An 18,071-nucleotide genomic window follows, 5' to 3' on the forward strand; every position below is an offset into this window, starting at 1 on the left:
CGTATTTGTCGTTTTCGCTGGCTTCCGGGTCGTTAAGGATATCCGCCACCTGCTGCTGATGCGCCGGGCGAAGCATAAAGGAGGCGTCGTGGAAAGCATGCTGCGCCAGAAGGGTTAGCGCCTGAGGGTCGACTTTTAGCACTTCCTGGCCGGCAAATTCGGCGACGGAGACGTAATCACTGCTGAGGAGATAATACTCGGTGTCATCCTTTTTGAGGGGAAAAGGATCCTGGTAAACAAACGGTTTATTCGACATTGTACTCTCACTTACTGCTTTGGCTGATTATGTTTCAGGCAGGGACTCCATGTGCCTGTAGAAAAGCGAGTCGATCAATCTTACACAATTTTTTAACAAAAACTGAGACAGGGACGACTTTTTCTTTCAGCAGTTGCTTCTCCACGGTTTACTGGTTTAATAGAGCAATAATTTTTACTTTGATTGATACAGGGAATGAGAATGCAAAAGCTGATCAACGCCGTACAGAACTACGCATGGGGAAGCCACACCGCTTTAACTGAACTGTATGGCATTGCCAACCCGGACAACCTGCCGATGGCGGAGCTGTGGATGGGGGCGCATCCGAAGAGCAGCTCGCAGATCCTGGCGGCCGACGGCCAGCCGCGTTCGCTGCGCGAGGTGATTGACGCGGATAAAACCGCCCTGCTCGGCGACAAGGTTGCCGCCCGCTTTGGTGAGCTGCCGTTCCTGTTTAAAGTGCTGTGCGCCGCTCAGCCGCTCTCTATTCAGGTCCATCCCAACAAGCAGGCCTCGGAAGAAGGTTTCGCCCGCGAGAACGCCGCCGGCATCCCGCTCTCCGCCGCCGAGCGTAACTATAAAGATCCAAACCACAAGCCGGAGCTGGTTTTTGCCCTGACGCCGTTCCTGGCGATGAATGCGTTTCGCGAGTTCAGCGAGATTGTCACCCTGCTGCAGCCGGTGGCTAGCGCGCATCCGGCGATTGGCGCCTTCCTGCAGCAGCCGGATGCGGCTCATCTGAGCCAGCTGTTTGCCAGCCTGCTCAATATGCAGGGCGAGGAAAAAGCCAAGGCGCTGCAGGTGCTGCGCGACGTACTGGCCCGTGAACAAGGCGAACCGTGGCAGACTATCCGCCTGATCGCGGAATTCTATCCGGACGACAGCGGCCTCTTCTCGCCGCTGCTGCTGAACGTGGTGAAGCTGAACCCTGGCGAAGCCATGTTCCTGTTCGCCGAAACGCCGCATGCCTATCTGCAGGGGGTGGCGCTGGAGGTGATGGCCAACTCGGATAACGTACTGCGTGCCGGTCTGACGCCGAAATACATTGATATTCCTGAGCTGGTCGCTAACGTCAAGTTCGAAGCCAAACCGGCGGGTGAGCTGTTGACCCAGCCGCAGCAGCACGGCGCAGAGCTGGACTTCCCGATCCCGGTGGAAGATTTTGCCTTCTCGCTGCACGACCTCTCCGCCGAGGCCAGCGATCTGGCTCAGGCGAGCGCGGCGATTATTTTCTGCGTCGACGGCGAAGCCGTGCTGCACAAAGGTGACCAGAGCCTGACGCTCAAGCCGGGCGAGTCGGCTTTCGTGGCCGCCAACGAATCACCGGTGCAGGTCAGCGGACGCGGCCGCGTGGCGCGCGTGTTCAATAAGCTCCGGTAAGTGACTGACCTTTCAGGTCGCGCTTACTGAATGATGACAACTCAGCCAGGCGGTCTCTCCGCCTGGCTTCATTTATGGACAAATGCTATGAAAAAATCGCTGGTCGCAGCAGGCATCATCGTGGCGCTGGGCGTGGTATGGACAGGCGGCGCCTGGTACACCGGCAAACAGCTGGAAGGCCGGATCGCCGATATGGTGCAGCAGGCTAACGCGCAGCTACGCAGCAGCGCGCCGGAATCAGGTCTGGAGCTGAGCTATCAGAATTACCAGCGCGGGCTGTTCAGCAGCCATCTGCAGCTGGTGGTTAAGCCGATCGCCGGTCAGGCCAACAGCTGGCTGGCCGCCGGACAGAGCGTGGTACTTGACGAGGTGGTCGATCATGGACCCTTCCCGCTGGTCTCATTAAAAACCTTTAATCTGGCCCCGGCGATGGCCTCGGTCCACACCACGCTGGTGAAAAATGATGCCAGCCAGGCGCTGTTCGAGATCGCCAAAGGCAACACTCCCTTTACCGTCGATACACGCATCGCCTACAGCGGCGACAGCCAGTCGGCGATCGTGCTCAATGCCCTCGACTATGCCAAAGGTGATGAGAAAGTCACCTTCAGCGGCGGTCAGTTCCAGCTCGACGCCGACCGCGACGGCAAAAACATCAGCCTGAAGGGCCAGGCCGGCAGCGGGCAGATCGATGCGCTCAACGAATATAATCAGAAGGTACAGTTGCGCTTCGTCAACCTGACCACCGACGGCGCCACCGAACTGGCCAGCTTCAACGAACGTATCGGCCAGCAAAAAATGACCCTCGATAAACTGGCCATCAGCGTCGAAGGCAAAGAGCTGGCGCTGGTTGACGGGATGGCGCTGGACGGCGGCTCGACGCTGACCCAGGACGGCAAAGGCGTGAACAGCCAGGTGAACTACACCGTGAACAGCCTCAAGCTGCAGGGGCAGGATATGGGCAGCGGCAAACTGACGCTGAAAGTGGATAATGTCGACGGTCAGGCGTGGCACCAGTTTAGTCAGCAGTACAGTGCACAGTCTCAGGCGCTGCTGGCAAAACCGGAACTGGCGCAAAACCCGGAACTGTACCAGCAGGCGTTAACCGAAACCCTGTTCAATGCGCTGCCGATCCTGCTTAAAGGCAACCCATCGGTGACCATCTCTCCGCTGAGCTGGCGCAATGCCAAAGGGGAAAGTACCCTGAATCTGTCGGTTCTGCTGAAGGATCCGGCCCAGGTGACCACCCCACCGCAGACCCTGGCGGACAGTCTGGATCGCGTGGTGCAGTCCCTTGACGGCAAGGTGGTGATCCCGGTGGATATGGCGACGGAGTTGATGACCAAAATCGCCGGTCTGGAAGGTTACCAGCCAGCCGATGCGGCCAAACTCGCCGATCAGCAGGTCAAAGGCCTGGCGGCGATGGGCCAGATGTTCCGCATCACCACCATGGAAGATAACGCCATCAGCAGCAGCCTGCAGTACGCTAACGGCCAGGTGACGCTGAACGGACAGAAAATGCCGCTGGAGGATTTTGCCGCGATGTTTGGTCTGGAAGCGCCTGCTCAACCGGACGCGGCGCCGCAGGAAGGCCAGCCGCAACAGGATGACGCCGCTCCTCAGCAGGACGACGCCGCCCCGCAGCCGTAACTTATCGTCTCAGGAGACGGCCATCGCGCGCCGTCTCCCTCATTTCCGTGTCACCAGCCGCGGCGGCATAATCTGGTTTCGCGCCTCGCCGGTGCCTTCCTCCAGCCGTCGCAGCATCGACTCTGCCAGGGTTTTCCCCATCTCGCGCGCCGGGGTCGTTACCCAGGTGAGCGGCAGGTCATCCAGCGCCGCCTCCGGCACGTCGGCGAAGGCCGCCAGCGCCACCCGCTGTTCGAAATAGCTCTCGACGCCATCCTCTCCGCTCTGCCTTCCGGCCCGCAGTAAACCAAACCACGCGCCGGTGGCCACCACGTTGTTGTAGCACAGCACCGCGGTGATGGTCGGGTTCTGGCGCAATAGCCCCGCCATCGCCTCCGCCGCCTGCTTCTGGCTCGACTCGCACTCCAGCACCCATTCGCTGTGAAACGGCAGACCGTATTTCAGCAAGGTGGCGCAATAGCCGCCGACCCGCTCGGCGCGCGTCAGCGACGAGCTCTGCCCGCCAAGCCAGGCGATCCGCTGATGGCCGCGGCGGATAAGATGCTCGGTCACCAGCTGCGCCGCCTGCATGTTGTCCGGGCGGATCAGGTCGACATCGTCAAGGTAGCTGGCGCGGGAAGCAAACACCAGCGGCACGCCGGCCTGCGCGGCCCGCTCGCGCAGTTCGCTCCCGCGATCGATCGACCCGGCGATGATCACCCCGTCGACCCCCTGCGCCGCGAGGGTATCAAACCGCTGGTCTATCTTCTCGCCGCTGCGCCCGCCCTGGGTGAGGAACACCATTTTCCCCTGCCTTTCCAGGGCGTCGGTGAGGCCGGCGGTTAATTCGGCGTAAAACGGTTTTGACAGATCGCTAACGATAAGGCCAATCACCCCGCTCTGCCCGCCACGCAGCGAGGCGGCCTGGCGGTTGCGCACAAATCCCAGCTGTTCGATGGCCTGATTAACCCGCTCGCCGGTGGCGCTGGAGATGCGCCCTTTACCGCTCAGCACCAGCGAGACGGTGCTCACGGAGACCCCGGCGGCCTGCGCCACATCATTGATGGTGATCTTTTTTGCGATAGCCATAACGTGCTGGCTGACTCCCTTGCCTGTCGATAAAACGTTTTATCATTGTGCGATCTTTATAAACCTTATTATCGCTTGATTATGTGATTTTTATCGCACTAAAAAGTGGTAAAACGTTTTATCTTGCCGTGGCGTTAGTTCTTCCCGACCACTTGAGAATCAGGAACCGTGTTATGACGGCGAAAACAGCACCAAAAATCACTTTATGGGAGTTTTTCCAGCAGCTCGGAAAAACCTTTATGCTGCCCGTAGCGTTGCTCTCGTTTTGTGGGATCATGCTGGGGATCGGCAGTTCGTTAAGCAGTCACGATGTTTTGACGCTGCTGCCGTGGCTGGATATGCCGCTGCTGCAGGCCATCTTTATCTGGATGAGCAAAGTCGGCTCCTTTGCCTTCAGCTTCCTGCCGGTCATGTTCTGTATCGCCATCCCGCTGGGACTGGCGCGGGAGAACAAAGGCGTCGCCGCCTTCGCCGGCTTTGTCGGCTACGCGGTCATGAACCTGGCGGTCAACTTCTGGCTGACGGCGAAAGGCATTCTGCCCACCACCGACGCCGCGATCCTGAAGGCCAACAATATCCAGAACATCATCGGTATTCCGTCGATCGATACCGGGATCCTCGGCGCGGTTATCGCCGGGATTATCGTCTGGCTGCTGCATGAACGCTTCCATAACATTCGCCTGCCGGACGCCCTGGCCTTCTTCGGCGGCACCCGCTTCGTGCCGATCATCACCACCGTGGTGCTGGGTCTGGTCGGGCTGGCGATCCCGCTGGTGTGGCCAGTCTTCGCCATGGGGATCAACGCCCTCGGGAAGATGATCAACAGCGCCGGGGATTTTGGCCCGATGATCTTCGGCACCGGCGAGCGACTGCTGCTGCCGTTTGGCCTGCACCACATTCTGGTGGCGCTGATCCGCTTCACTGAAGCCGGCGGTACCCTCGACGTCTGCGGCCACAGCGTCAGCGGCGCACTGACCATCTTCCAGGCGCAGCTAAGCTGCCCAACCACCCACGGCTTCTCCGAAAGCGCCACCCGCTTCCTGTCGCAGGGTAAAATGCCGGCCTTCCTCGGCGGCCTGCCGGGAGCCGCGCTGGCGATGTACCACTGCGCCCGTCCGGAAAACCGGCATAAAATTAAAGGCCTGCTGATCTCCGGGGTCATCGCCTGCGTGGTCGGCGGCACCACCGAGCCGCTGGAGTTCCTGTTCCTGTTCGTCGCGCCGGTGCTGTATGTCATCCACGCGCTGCTGACCGGTCTCGGCTTTACCATCATGGCGGTGCTCGGGGTGACCATCGGCAACACCGACGGCAATATCATCGACTTCGTGGTGTTTGGCATCCTGCATGGCCTTGCGACCAAGTGGTATCTGGTGCCGGTGGTAGCGGCTATCTGGTTCGCGGTCTACTATGCCATCTTCCGCTTCGCCATTACCCGCTTCAATCTGAAAACGCCGGGCCGCGATATCGACACCGCCGACAGCGTGGAGAAAGCCGTCGCCGGTACCATCGGCAAATCCGGCTATAACGTGCCGGCGATTCTGGCGGCGCTCGGCGGCGCCGAGAACATTGTTTCGCTGGATAACTGCATTACTCGTCTGCGTCTGTCGGTACACGATATGAGCAAAGTGGACGCCGCTGCGCTGAAAGCCCATCGCGCCATCGGGGTGGTTCAGCTCAATCAGCATAACCTGCAGGTGGTTATTGGCCCGCAGGTGCAGTCGGTAAAAGATGAAATGGCCGTACTGATGAATACTGTTCAGGCCTGACCCCACTGGTCCCCCTTCCGCGCGGAGGGGGACATTCGCTAAGGAAGTTCCGATGTTTGATTTTGCCACCCCCATCGACCGCCACGGTACCTGGTGCACACAGTGGGACTATGTCGCCGACCGGTTTGGCGCCGCCGACCTGCTGCCGTTCACCATCTCCGATATGGATTTCGCCACCGCGCCCTGCATTCTCGACGCCGTCAGCCAGCGGCTGGCCCACGGGGTGTTCGGCTACAGTCGCTGGCAGAACGAGGCGTTTCTCGGGGCGATTGCCCACTGGTACACCAGCCGGTTTAACAGCGTCATCGATCCGCAAACGGTGGTCTACGGGCCGTCGGTTATCTACATGGTGGCGGAAACCATCCGCCAGTGGTCGAGCGAAGGCGACGGCGTCGTCGTCCATACCCCTGCCTACGATGCATTCTATAAGACCATCACCGCTAACCGCCGGGAGATTGCCCCGGTGCCATTGACCCTGACGGATAATCAGTGGCACTGCGATATGGCCCGCCTGGAATCCGCGCTGGCGGAACCGAAGAATACCCTGCTGCTGCTGTGCAGCCCGCACAACCCAACGGGGAAAGTCTGGCGTCGCGAGGAGCTCCAAACCATGGCGGCCCTGTGTCAAAAACATGGCGTCAGGGTGATTAGCGACGAAATTCATATGGACATGACCTGGGGCGAACACCGCCATATCCCGTGGAGCGAGGTCGCTCAGGGGCCATGGGCGCTGTTCACCTCCGGTTCAAAGAGCTTTAATATTCCGGCCTTTACCGGGGCCTATGGCTTTATCCCCGAGGCGAACGCGCGCGACAGCTACCTGCAGGCGCTGAAGGCCCGCGACGGGCTCTCTTCTCCCTCCGTGCCGGCGCTGGTCGCCCATATCGCCGCCTACCGCGACGGGGCTCCCTGGCTCGACGCCTTGCGTGACTATCTGCAGGCGAATATGCGCTATGTCGCCGCTACGCTTAACAATGCCTTCCCCGCACTCTGCTGGCAGCCGCCGGAGGCCACCTACCTGGCGTGGATCGACCTGCGCCCCCTGAACATCGACGACCACGCGCTACAGCAGGCGCTGATCGCCGAACAGAAGGTGGCGATTATGCCGGGTTATACCTATGGTCCTGAGGGCAACGGCTTTCTGCGCCTCAACGTCGGCTGCCCGCGCGAGAAGCTGGAACGCGGTGTCGAAGGACTGATTGCCGCCCTGCGCAGCCTCAGCTGATTCGACGCGCAATCTACAGGTCATCGCGCCGGCGGAATGCCAGGTAGCCGGCGCCGAGGGTAAAGATGGCGACTATCACCACCAGCAGAATAAACCCGTGGTGGTTGCTCGCCAGCGGGATCCCGCCGACGTTCATGCCGAAGAAACCGGCGACGATGTTAATCGGCAGCGCGAGAACGGTGATCACCGTCAGGGTGTAGAGGGTGCGGTTGCTCTGCTCCAGCTGGCGGGCGCCAATCTCCTCCTGCAGCAGACTGATACGCTCGATCAGGCCGGACAGGTCGTTGAGCACCACGCTAAACTCTTCGGTGAACTGACGAAACGCCTGCACCACTGCACGATCCATCCACGCCGGCGGCCGGTTAAGCAGACGGAACATCGCCGCCGGCTCCGGCGCCAGCAGCCGCTGAAAACGCAAAAGCATCCGCCGCAGCCGTGCCAGATCGGCCCGGTTGCGCTGCACGTGATTGCTCAGGAGACGCTCTTCAATAAGGTCGACATGGCGGCTGGCCTGGCGGACGACCTGCTCCAGCACCTCCTCCTGCTCCTCCAGCAGAAAAGCCAGCAGCTCGGTAGAGGTATTCACCCTGAGCGTCTGCAGACGCGGCAGCATCCATTCGATAAACCGCAACGGTTTGAAGCGCGCCGTCACCACCAGCTTAGGGCTACAGTAGAGCCACAGCGTGGCGGTTTCCGCACTGGTATCCTGCGGACGAAACAGCACATCGTTGAGCACAGCGAACAGATTCTCCCCCTGTCGCTCAATGCGGGTGGTGTGCGAGCCGCTGCGGATCTCCTCGAAGAAAAAGTCCGCCACCGGAAAGTGGCTGGTTAACCATTTTTCGGCGGTGGCATGATTGAGATTCAGGTGTAACCAGATAAACGCCTTGTCATCGGCGAGCGCCTGATAACGGGCGCACACCTCGCCAGAGGCGATGGGCTGCGGGGGGCGCTGTTCATGAAACAGATAACCATGCACCAGACCGGAAACTTCACTATCAAAATCGGGCTTTAACATCTTCGCGGTGACGTCTTGACTCATGGCTCCCTCAGGACACGCACTGGCACTGTTGATACCCGAATAGCGCCATCTTTCGCTATTTTCCGCGGGCTGGCAAGGTTAATAATCTGGTCATAAAACAGTAACCTGAATGACATATTGCCGTCAGTGTCGCGCGCCACGCAGGCGATGCGATCGGCGCGAATAGAGGGGACTTGTGGCCCTTTTCGCTCCGGGGTTATTAAAATAAATTTGATTATCCTCAAAACTTTTTTAGGCAAAAAAGCGTATTACTTTAGCCGCTTAATCATTGCTTACCCTGGTTTATTGAGGAGGAGACCATGAAAACCTATGACCGTAATCGTAACGCTATTGCTACCGGCAGCATGGTAATGATCGCCGGTAACGGCACAACAGGCGTGATTAAAGCTATCCATGGTGAAGGGAAAACCGCCGAGCAGCTTCGCCGGGCGGACTGCGTTGAAATCGACGGCTGCGAGGGCCGCTTTTGCCCGTTAGATCTGATCCGTCTCGGCTTCCATTAATTCCTGCCGCCAGGTCATCAGTAGCAGGCCACCTGAGGCGGCCTGCTCTTTTCCCGGATAATAAAGCGGCTAGCGAAAGCTCCACTGAATACTCATCACAAAGATCGCCGGCACAATAATGCCGCCTTCCACACCGAAATAATCGGTGAAGTTATATTGCAGACCATGATAGAGGTAGGGCGAAAAACCGACGCCGGTGATTTTTTTGGCGGTGCGGTAGGTGCCGGAATCCCCACAGTGGCTGAAGGCGTCAAAGAAAAATTCCCCGGTATAGGCATACACCCCTTTCAGCACCCAGCCGGTATCGTTTTTCAGCCAGTCGCGGCGCACGCCGAGGGTCAAACAGCGATCGTCAAAGCTGTTTTTCATCGTTCCGACCAGCACGCTGTATTTTGAATCCTGAGAAAACTTGCGCTCCACCGAGAAAAAATTGTTATTGAAATGCTCGTTATATTGTCCGTGGTTACCGGTCATATGATAAACATAGGAGCCGGTATTCATCGAATAGAGGTTTAATTCCCCGGCCTGCGCCGACGGCATGGCAACCACCAGTAGCCCTGATAACAAAATCCATGATTTATTTAACATTCAGCAACCTACACCACACCCGTAAAAAAGAACCCGGCATACTAGCACCGCTAAACTAAACCGAAGGGCAATCAGATAACCGACGCTGGTCGCGGCAGAAAACATGACCCTATCTGCACTATAGCAGCGGCGCTCCCGCTTCGTTAGCGCTTGCAGCTATACTGCAGACACATTCATCTTATTGATTAAGGACTGCTGTGTTAGCCACTCTCCTCGTTGCGCTGGTCGCTATTATTCATCTCGCCATCCTGGTGCTGGAGATGTTTCTCTGGGAAGCCCCCGCCGGGCGCCGGGCCTTTAACCTCAGCGCCGATTTCGCCCGGGAGACCCGGGTGCTGGCGGCCAACCAGGGGTTGTATAACGGTTTTCTGGCCGCCGGCCTGGCGTGGGGGCTGTGGCTGGGGGCGCCGGGGGTGCAGGTGGTTATCTTTTTCCTGGCCTGCGTGCTGGTCGCCGGGATTTTCGGCGCGCTAACCGCCAGCCGCAAAATTCTCTATATTCAGGCGCTGCCCGCACTGCTGGCGCTGCTTGCCGTGGTGGCGCAAGCGTAGGGCCTTGATCCAAAACAGAGAAAGCAGGCGCTGAGGCGGGTACTATTTGCCCCCTTCGGTCGGTCATCGACCTTTAATACCTTCTGAGTTCAGAGGCATTTTTATGACATGGCAATCCTTCAAACAGGCCTGGCTTATCCGGTTCTGGTCCCCTGTCCCGGCGGTCATCGCGGCGGGCATCCTCTCCACCTACTATTTTGGCATCACCGGCACCTTCTGGGCGGTGACCGGCGAATTCACCCGCTGGGGTGGTCAACTGCTGCAACTGCTGGGCGTCCACAGCGAACAGTGGGGCTATTACCAGCTGATTCATCTCGAAGGGACGCCGCTGACCCGCATCGATGGCAGGATGATCATCGGCATGTTCGGCGGCTGCCTGGCCGCCGCGCTATGGGCCAATAACGTCAAACTGCGCTTTCCACGCAGCCGGATCCGCATTGTGCAGGCCGTGGCAGGCGGCATCATCGCCGGGTTCGGCGCACGTCTGGCGATGGGCTGCAATCTGGCGGCTTTTTTCACCGGTATTCCGCAGTTCTCCCTGCACGCCTGGCTGTTTGCCATCGCCACCGCCATCGGCTCCTGGTTTGGCGCCCGCTTCACGCTGCTGCCCCTTTTTCGCATTCCGGTAAAAATGCAAAAGGTGTCCGCCGCCTCGCCGTTAACCCAAAAACCGCAGCAGGCGCGCCGCCGTTTCCGGCTGGGGATGGTGATCTTTTTCGCCATGATCGGCTGGGGCCTGCTCACCGCCGCAGACCACCCGGCGCTCGGTCTGGCGATGCTGTTCGGCATCGGCTTCGGTCTGCTTATCGAGCGCGCGCAGATCTGCTTTACCTCCGCCTTTCGCGATATGTGGATCACCGGCCGGACGGTGATGGCGAAGGCGATTATCTTCGGCATGGCGGCGAGCGCCATCGGTATCTTTAGCTATGTGCAATTGGGGATGGCGCCGAAAATTATGTGGGCCGGTCCCAATGCGGCGATTGGCGGGCTGCTGTTTGGCTTTGGCATCGTGCTGGCCGGCGGCTGTGAAACCGGCTGGATGTATCGTGCGGTGGAGGGCCAGGTTCACTACTGGTGGGTTGGGCTGGGCAATGTCATTGGCTCAACGCTGCTCGCCTGGTGCTGGGACGATATCGCCGCTCCGCTCGCCACCCACTGGCAAAAAATCAACCTGCTGAACGCCTTCGGTCCCTTCGGCGGGCTGCTGGCGACCTATCTGCTGCTGCTGATCGCCCTGCTGCTGGTGATCGCCTGGGAAAGACATTTTTTCCGCCGCCAGTCGACGGCGGTCCGGACCGTGAAGGAGAGCGCATGAAAAACATCATCCCTGATTATCGCCTGGATATGGTCGGCGAACCCTGTCCCTATCCGGCCGTGGCCACTCTGGAAGCGATGCCCTCCCTGCAAAAAGGCGAGATCCTGGAAGTGGTCAGCGACTGTCCGCAGTCGATCAATAACATTCCACTCGATGTCAGGAACCACGGCTATACGGTGCTGGATATTCAGCAGGATGGCCCAACCATTCGCTATCTGATCCAGAAATAGCCGCGGCTCATGACCCCGCCGGCGACGAACATCGCCGGCGCTAATTTCGCCCCTTCCCGTCTTACCACACCTTCTGCCTGCCTCGAGGATCCCCTGCGAACCTTTGCAATAGCTTGTAACACTTGAAACGGTGTTCCAGTTACATAATAACCATTAATATAACGTGCCTATATTATTAAAATACGAATAAGTAAACGTGTGAATGGTTTATGCCGACAGACGCCGAAACCATGCGCAGCAACAACACAACAAGGATTGAAATGGAACTGCTGGCAAGGCTGGGTCACTTTTTCGAACAGGTTCGCGCGGATGCCGATTTTACCACCTTCGCCAGTGAACTCCGCCGGCATCAGGTCTCCTACTACATCTATTTTGTCTCCACCGGCAATATGAATTTCGTGATGGCAAACGACGAGGTGATTTCGATAAAAAGCGCCCGCGGCCTGCTACGCGTGCGCAGCGCCCCCAGCCATCGACTGACCTCGGCCGCGGTCATCCGCCATTTTGCCGGCGCCATCAACTTTGAACAGTACTGCAAGGATCTCGCCAGCGCCGGCGTGTTTAAGTGGATTGTTGATCTGGAAGAGGAGACCCGGCACTACTGGTCGAAGGATAATACGCTGCTGTATAAAGAGAGCCTGATGCCCCCCTGAGCGGGTCCCAGGGGGGAGGCGTGGTTATCTGCTCGCCCCTCAGTCGCGGGTCTGCACCCAGAAAGCGTGGATCAGGCCAGGAATATAGCCCAGCAGGGTCAGAATAATGTTGAGAATAAACGCCCAGCCGAAGCCTTTCCCCAGCAGTACGCCCAGCGGCGGCAGAATAATAGTGAAAACGATTCTCCAGAATCCCATAACCTCTCCCTTCGTCTAACGTCAATATTTTACTAAGCTATTCAATAGTTAAGCATAGACGCTTTTCACCGCTTCGCCAGCAGGCGGCCCCCTCATCTCCGGTAACAAAAATTATTCCCTGCCGTCAGCGCTAAAAAAGGCCGGGAAAACATCCACTTTTTTCCTCCCCGGCCCGCAAGCGCTGGCATACCGCACAGATTGTCAGTTGACCAATCAGGGGGACAGGACTAAGCCTGGAGGAGTTTTATCACATCGAGTCGTTTTACCAACCGGAGAATGTCCATGAGTAAACTTGGGATTAATGGGTTTGGTCGTATCGGACGTTTGGTGTTACGCCGTTTATTAGAAGTCGACAGCAGCCTGGAAGTGGTGGCTATCAACGACCTCACCTCGCCAAAGGTGCTGGCCTACCTGTTAAAGCATGATTCAAACTACGGCCCCTTCCCGTGGAGCGTCGACTTTACAGAAGATGCGCTGATCGTCAACGGCAAAACCATTACGGTGTATGCCGAAAAAGAGGCGCAGCATATTCCATGGCAGGCGGCAGGCGCCGAGGTGATTGTGGAGTGTACCGGATTCTACACCTCGGCCGAGAAATCGCAGGCCCATCTCCAGGCCGGCGCGCGCAAAGTGCTGATTTCCGCCCCCGCTGGCGAGATGAAAACCATCGTCTACAACGTCAACGATGACACCCTGACCCCGGATGACACCATCATCTCCGTGGCCTCCTGCACCACCAACTGCCTGGCGCCGATGGCCAAAGTCCTCCAGGATGCCTTCGGCATCACCGTGGGCACCATGACCACCATCCATGCTTATACCGGCACCCAGTCGCTGGTGGACGGGCCGCGCGGCAAAGATCTGCGCGCCTCCAGAGCGGCGGCAGAAAACGTCATCCCGCACACCACAGGTGCGGCAAAGGCCATCGGCCTGGTGATCCCCGCCCTGAGCGGTAAACTGAAGGGCCATGCCCAGCGTGTGCCGACAAAAACGGGTTCGGTGACAGAGCTTGTGTCAGTGCTGGAGAAAAAAGTGACTGCGGATGAGGTCAATCAGGCGATGAAGCAGGCGGCTGAGGACAATGAATCCTTCGGCTACACCGAAGAAGAGATTGTCTCTTCCGACATCATCGGCAGCCATTTCGGCTCGATCTACGATGCCACCCAGCTGGAGATTGTGGAGGCCGGCGGCGTACAGCTGGTGAAAACCGTCGCCTGGTATGATAACGAATACGGCTTCGTCACCCAGTTGATCCGCGTGCTGGAGAAATTCGCCCGCTAAGCGAACGGCGGGCCGCCTGAGCTGCCCGCCGGCTCGGAGTTAAGTACCTCAGGCCTGCAGATAGACCACCTGGGTCTGCAGGTACTCATTCAGCCCGTGGCGACCATCAGCGCCGCCGATCCCCGATTTGCGCCAGCCGGCGTGGAAACCTTGCATCGCCTCAAAGTTTTCCCGGTTGATATAGGTTTCGCCGAACTTCAGTCCCTTAATCGCCTTCATCGCCACGTTCAGATCGCGGGTATAGATCGAGGAGGTCAGGCCATAGTCGCTGTCATTGGCCATCGCCAGCGCCTCATCAAGGGTCGAAAACGCCACCACCGGCAGCACCGGCCCGAAGGTTTCCTCGTGGATAATGTCCATCTCCTGACGCACATCCAGCAGCAGGGTCGGCGGATAAAAATAGCCTTTGCCCTCCAGCGGCTGGCCGCCCAGCGCCACCCGCGCCCCCTGCGCCACTGCCTTCGCCACTTTGCCCGCCACCTGGTCCCGCGCCGCCGCGTTGATCAGCGGCCCCATCGCGATGTCATCCCGCGTCGCCGGCTCGCCAAACTGCACGGCCTTCATCGCCTCGCCGAGGCGGTTGACGAAGCGGTCGTAAATGCCCTGCTGAACATAGACCCGCTCGACGCAGTTACACACCTGCCCGGTGTTAATCAACCGCGAGTCCACCACCGCTTTCACCGCCAGCTCCAGATCCGCATCGTCCATCACAATGGCAGGCGCTTTGCCGCCGAGCTCGAGGCACACTTTGGTGATATTTTTCGCCGCAGCGGCCATAATTTTCTCTCCTGCCGCCACGCTACCGGTCATGCTAACCATCGCCACCTTCGGATTGCCGGCCAGCTCCTGACCAACGGTTTCTCCGCGGCCAAGCACCAGGTTAAAGACCCCTTTCGGCAACCCTACCTGATGGACAATCTCGGCAAAGGCGATGGCATTATTGGGCGTAAATTCGCTGGGCTTAATGACGATGGTATTCCCGGTGATCAGGGCCGGCGCCAGCTTGCGGGCGATAAGAAAGAACGGGAAGTTCCACGGCAGGATCCCGGTGGTCACCCCCAGCGCGCGTTTAAAGACGAGGATATTCTCTCCCGGGCGATCGCTCTGCACGATCTCGCCTTCGTAACGGCGCGCCCATTCGGCCATATAGTCGAGATAGTCAGCGGTGAATGCGACTTCCACCGCCGCCAGCTGCTGGATCTTGCCGCCTTCAGCCACGATCAGCCCGGCAATCTCTTCAGCACGCTGGCGGATACCCGCGGCAATCTTGCGCAGCCAGCCCGCGCGCTCAATCGCCGGCAGTGCCTCCCAGGCGGGCTGGGCGCGCTCAGCCGCGTCAATCGCCAGCCGCGCCTCTTCGGCAGTCCCGTCCGGGATCCGCGACAGCAGCGCTTCGGTCGCCGGGTTAAGCACGTCGATCCAGCCGTCGCCGCGACCGGAAACGAACTGGCCATCAATATACATTTGGTGTTGAACGGGTGCTGTCATGGCTGCTCCTGTAGTGCGTTTGTATTTAACAAGTGATTTTTTTGTTAAATATCGGGCGGATAAGCCGTGGCTTCGCAGCACGTTGGCGCCGTTCTGTGAGCTGATTCATAAAACCGGGCCAAAAATGCCCGGTTGAGGTTACATTCCAATAACACAAACTGCCCGTTTGCGATAAATCTGCCGCAAACGGGCAGTTTTCAGCTGAGGGTGCGGGCCTGCAGCGCCCCGGCAAGCTGGCCGTCCTCCCGCAGCTGTCGCCAGGCATCGATGATCTCCGGCGGGAAGGTGACGTGGCTGATGAAGTCTTTCCCCCGCGGACCGTATCCTTCAGGCGTATCCTGCAGGCGCGGCAGCTCGCCCAGCAGCAGCCCCAGGTAGCGGGCGACCGGCCACAGCCCCGTCCCGCCGCCCGCGAACCCCAGCTGACCCTCGGCCTGCTCCAGCTGCGGCGAGCAGCCGGGAAAGCTCAGCCATTGTGGCGGCGTCGTCGCCCCCTGCCAGACGCGGGCGAAGGTGGCCATGGTTCGCCGCTGCATGGTGGGGTCCTGAATGACGATCCCGCGACGATGAGGGATCCCCCCGTTCTCCAGCGTGGCCCGGGTAAAACGGGCGTTCTCGCCGCAGTTGGTCGATTGGTCCTCCACCACCAGCCGCGAGCGCGGAATGTGCCAGTAGTCATGAGCAATATCGGCCAGAATATGCGCTTCCGGACGCCCCACCACCGGCAACATACGGTAACGGGGATCCTGGCGCACCGCCTCGTAGAGATAGTTCGTAGAATGTCCCACGCCGCCGCTGATCAGCAGCGGGACTTCCCGTTCCGCCGCCAGCCGGCAGGCGGCGTCGATGGTCGGGATCACGGCGTTGCCGGCCAGCACCACCACGTCCACCTGCGGCAGCGCGGGCAGCGTCGCCAGATCGTCCTGCGCCAGCCAGGCGCCGACCTGGTTAGCCGCCGCCAGCGTCGCCGCCGACAACGGGGGAAATTGTTCTGCCATTCTGTCTCCTTAATTCCCTCTCAGCCGATCGGAGAGGATGCTTTCGCCATCATAAACGCCGCCTCGCGGGAGGCAAAGCGGTGTTAATTTGTAACCATTTTGAAATAACAAGAAACATCTAAAAACAGGCGGGTTGCACCTGAACAACTCACTATGAAAATAACAAAAAACAGCAAAATCAGGTGGAAAATAAAAAATAGCGTCGCGGTTACACCAGTCCAAACCGCGTCATAACGCCCAGTTTGCCAGCGATGAACTTGCCAATTGTAACCTTCAACCCTAAGTTGCTTAACAATTACACAACCTTTTCACACCAGGTTGCACCCTGTTTACACAGAGTGACACCTGACCTATTTACCGTGGCGGGAGAACGTTTCGTAATGAGCAATCCACAAGACAACACTGCATCCATTCTGCAGAAAAACAAGAAGGTCCTGATCGCCAGCCTGACAGGCAGCGCCATCGAATGGTTCGATTATTTTCTCTATGGCACCGCCGCCGCGCTGGTGTTCAACAAAATCTTCTTTCCGATGGTCGACCCGGTCATCGGCCTGATCCTCTCCTGGCTCTCCTTCTCGCTGACGTTTTTTATCCGCCCCATCGGCGGCGTCATTTTCGCTCATATCGGCGATCGCATCGGCCGCAAGAAGACGCTGGTGCTGACCCTGTCGCTGATGGGCAGCGCCACGGTGGCGATCGGCCTGCTTCCCACCTATGAGATGGTGGGCCTCTGGGCGCCCGCCCTGCTGATAACCCTGCGCATTATTCAGGGCATGGGTATCGGCGGTGAATGGGGCGGTGCGCTACTGCTGGCCTACGAATACGCGCCGGAGAAGCGGAAAGGCTTTTTCGGCAGCATTCCCCAGGCCGGCGTGACCATCGGCATGCTGATGGCGACGTTTATCGTCTCGCTGATGACCCTGTTTGACGAGACACAGTTTCTCGCCTGGGGCTGGCGTATACCGTTCCTGCTCAGCTCCGTCCTCGTTTTTCTCGGCCTGTGGATCCGCAAAGATATCGACGAAACGCCCGCCTTTAAGCAGGTGAAAAAATCCGGCCAGGTGGCGAAGGCCCCGCTGCGCGAAACGCTCAAGCACCACTGGCGGGAAGTGCTGATTGCCGCCGGTCTGAAAGTGGTGGAGACCGCCCCATTCTATATCTTCTCCACCTTTGTGGTCAGCTATGCCACCACCACCCTGAGCTACCAGAAGTCGCAGGCGCTGGAATCCGTGACCCTGGGCGCGCTGGTGGCCACCGTGATGATCCCGCTGATGGGGCTGCTGTCAGACAAGGTGGGGCGGCAAAAGATGTATACCCTGAGCGTGGTGCTGCTGGGGCTGTTTATCGTTCCGTGGTTCCTGCTGCTCGACACCGGCACCAGCTGGGGCATCATGCTGGCGACGGTCGTTGCCTTCGGCATCCTGTGGGCGCCGGTAACTGCGGTGCTCGGCACCTTGTGCTCTGAGATTTTCAGCGCCAATGTGCGCTATACCGGGATCACCCTCGGCTACCAACTGGGTGCCGCGCTGGCCGGGGGCACCGCGCCGCTTATCGCCACCGGTCTGCTGGCAAAATATGACGGGGACTGGCGGCCGGTGGCCGTTTATCTGGGCGTAACGGTGGTGATTTCGCTGCTGGCAATTTTCTGCGCCAGCCGGATGAAGTCCGCGCCGGGTGCGGCCCCTTCCCGGGCGGAAAGCGCCTAACCGCCGCCGTCTGGGCAGGTAGCGTGCCGACTATCCCGCCCGGCGGCGCTGCGCTTGCGCGGGCCTACAGAGGGAGATCACGCCGCGGGGGATACCGCTCATCCCAGGTCCGGTAAGCATGTAGGCCCGGTAAAGCGCCAGCCGCCACCGGGCAGAAACAGACGTAACGTCTTCAC

Annotated in this window: 18 protein-coding genes and 1 pseudogene; 12 read left to right on the forward strand and 7 right to left on the reverse strand. The window is 59.2% G+C overall.

Features of this window, described 5'->3' with window-relative positions:
* Positions 1-256: pseudogene (locus HMPREF3096_RS31625) on the reverse strand (fumarate hydratase); the annotation flags it as partial.
* A gap of 201 nt (positions 257-457) precedes the next feature.
* Between HMPREF3096_RS31625 and manA the strand changes: the two are divergent.
* On the forward strand, positions 458-1,636 hold the full coding sequence (gene manA / locus HMPREF3096_RS23015; RefSeq protein ID WP_032730253.1) for a mannose-6-phosphate isomerase: 1,179 nt from the start codon (positions 458-460) through the stop codon (positions 1,634-1,636).
* A gap of 87 nt (positions 1,637-1,723) precedes the next feature.
* Complete coding sequence (locus HMPREF3096_RS23020; protein ID WP_032730252.1) at positions 1,724-3,283, forward strand: YdgA family protein; 1,560 nt, start codon at positions 1,724-1,726, stop codon at positions 3,281-3,283.
* Between the two features lie 39 nt (positions 3,284-3,322).
* Here the strand turns inward: HMPREF3096_RS23020 and HMPREF3096_RS23025 are convergent, their stop codons facing one another.
* Positions 3,323-4,351, reverse strand: a complete 1,029-nt coding sequence (locus tag HMPREF3096_RS23025) for a Mal regulon transcriptional regulator MalI (protein WP_008805079.1) — start codon at positions 4,349-4,351, stop codon at positions 3,323-3,325.
* Between the two features lie 173 nt (positions 4,352-4,524).
* Here HMPREF3096_RS23025 and malX point away from each other — a divergent pair, with 173 nt between their 5' ends.
* Positions 4,525-6,117: a maltose/glucose-specific PTS transporter subunit IIBC gene (gene malX / locus HMPREF3096_RS23030; RefSeq protein WP_070544651.1), complete on the forward strand. Its 1,593-nt coding sequence runs from the start codon at positions 4,525-4,527 to the stop codon at positions 6,115-6,117.
* A gap of 52 nt (positions 6,118-6,169) precedes the next feature.
* A complete protein-coding gene (locus tag HMPREF3096_RS23035; RefSeq protein WP_032730248.1) occupies positions 6,170-7,342 on the forward strand; it encodes a MalY/PatB family protein in 1,173 nt (390 codons plus the stop codon).
* 13 nt (positions 7,343-7,355) lie between these two features.
* Here the strand turns inward: HMPREF3096_RS23035 and HMPREF3096_RS23040 are convergent, their stop codons facing one another.
* Positions 7,356-8,384, reverse strand: a complete 1,029-nt coding sequence (locus tag HMPREF3096_RS23040; RefSeq protein ID WP_008805082.1) for a CorA family divalent cation transporter — start codon at positions 8,382-8,384, stop codon at positions 7,356-7,358.
* A 299-nt stretch (positions 8,385-8,683) separates the two neighbouring features.
* Between HMPREF3096_RS23040 and ydfZ the strand changes: the two genes are divergently transcribed.
* Positions 8,684-8,887, forward strand: a complete 204-nt coding sequence (ydfZ, locus tag HMPREF3096_RS23045) for a putative selenium delivery protein YdfZ (protein ID WP_004151566.1) — start codon at positions 8,684-8,686, stop codon at positions 8,885-8,887.
* A 69-nt stretch (positions 8,888-8,956) separates the two neighbouring features.
* On the opposite strand, the gene HMPREF3096_RS23050 is transcribed toward ydfZ, so the two are convergent.
* A complete protein-coding gene (locus tag HMPREF3096_RS23050; protein ID WP_162493319.1) occupies positions 8,957-9,436 on the reverse strand; it encodes a hypothetical protein in 480 nt (159 codons plus the stop codon).
* A gap of 236 nt (positions 9,437-9,672) precedes the next feature.
* Between HMPREF3096_RS23050 and HMPREF3096_RS23055 the strand changes: the two genes are divergently transcribed.
* The 4 genes from HMPREF3096_RS23055 (at position 9,673) to HMPREF3096_RS23070 (ending at position 12,224) form a co-directional block, all read left to right on the forward strand.
* Positions 9,673-10,026 carry a DUF1304 domain-containing protein gene (locus HMPREF3096_RS23055; RefSeq protein ID WP_022066007.1) on the forward strand — a complete coding sequence of 118 codons (354 nt, stop codon included), beginning with the start codon at positions 9,673-9,675 and terminating at the stop codon, positions 10,024-10,026.
* A gap of 103 nt (positions 10,027-10,129) precedes the next feature.
* On the forward strand, positions 10,130-11,341 hold the full coding sequence (gene yedE / locus HMPREF3096_RS23060) for a selenium metabolism membrane protein YedE/FdhT (protein WP_012541906.1): 1,212 nt from the start codon (positions 10,130-10,132) through the stop codon (positions 11,339-11,341).
* Entirely contained in the window at positions 11,338-11,571 is a 234-nt protein-coding gene (gene yedF / locus HMPREF3096_RS23065; protein WP_022066006.1) for a sulfurtransferase-like selenium metabolism protein YedF, read from the forward strand. Before yedE ends, yedF begins: the two co-directional genes overlap by 4 nt.
* Positions 11,572-11,831: 260 nt before the next feature.
* Positions 11,832-12,224 carry a DUF1398 domain-containing protein gene (locus HMPREF3096_RS23070; protein ID WP_008805086.1) on the forward strand — a complete coding sequence of 131 codons (393 nt, stop codon included), beginning with the start codon at positions 11,832-11,834 and terminating at the stop codon, positions 12,222-12,224.
* Between the two features lie 39 nt (positions 12,225-12,263).
* Here the strand turns inward: HMPREF3096_RS23070 and HMPREF3096_RS23075 are convergent, their stop codons facing one another.
* Positions 12,264-12,422, reverse strand: coding sequence for a YqaE/Pmp3 family membrane protein (locus tag HMPREF3096_RS23075; protein ID WP_002903230.1), 159 nt, complete (start codon positions 12,420-12,422; stop codon positions 12,264-12,266).
* Positions 12,423-12,704: 282 nt separating this feature from the next.
* Between HMPREF3096_RS23075 and gap the strand changes: the two genes are divergently transcribed.
* A complete protein-coding gene (gene gap, locus HMPREF3096_RS23080) occupies positions 12,705-13,703 on the forward strand; it encodes a type I glyceraldehyde-3-phosphate dehydrogenase (protein ID WP_032730246.1) in 999 nt (332 codons plus the stop codon).
* A gap of 48 nt (positions 13,704-13,751) precedes the next feature.
* Here gap and aldA read toward each other — a convergent pair whose 3' ends face one another.
* Complete coding sequence (aldA, locus tag HMPREF3096_RS23085) at positions 13,752-15,191, reverse strand: aldehyde dehydrogenase (RefSeq protein WP_032730245.1); 1,440 nt, start codon at positions 15,189-15,191, stop codon at positions 13,752-13,754.
* On the opposite strand from aldA, the gene HMPREF3096_RS31075 reads away from it, so the two are divergent.
* Entirely contained in the window at positions 15,190-15,327 is a 138-nt protein-coding gene (locus tag HMPREF3096_RS31075) for a hypothetical protein (protein ID WP_012541908.1), read from the forward strand. The genes aldA and HMPREF3096_RS31075 overlap by 2 nt on opposite strands.
* 61 nt (positions 15,328-15,388) lie before the next feature.
* Here the strand turns inward: HMPREF3096_RS31075 and HMPREF3096_RS23090 are convergent, their stop codons facing one another.
* Positions 15,389-16,189, reverse strand: coding sequence for a YdcF family protein (locus tag HMPREF3096_RS23090; RefSeq protein ID WP_032730244.1), 801 nt, complete (start codon positions 16,187-16,189; stop codon positions 15,389-15,391).
* Positions 16,190-16,569: 380 nt separating this feature from the next.
* Here HMPREF3096_RS23090 and HMPREF3096_RS23095 point away from each other — a divergent pair, with 380 nt between their 5' ends.
* On the forward strand, positions 16,570-17,895 hold the full coding sequence (locus tag HMPREF3096_RS23095; protein ID WP_012968347.1) for an MFS transporter: 1,326 nt from the start codon (positions 16,570-16,572) through the stop codon (positions 17,893-17,895).
* The last annotated feature ends 176 nt before the right edge of the window (positions 17,896-18,071 follow it).

The sequence above is a fragment of the Klebsiella sp. HMSC25G12 genome (genome assembly GCF_001807705.1).
GTDB classification, from domain to species: Bacteria; Pseudomonadota; Gammaproteobacteria; order Enterobacterales; family Enterobacteriaceae; genus Klebsiella; species Klebsiella variicola.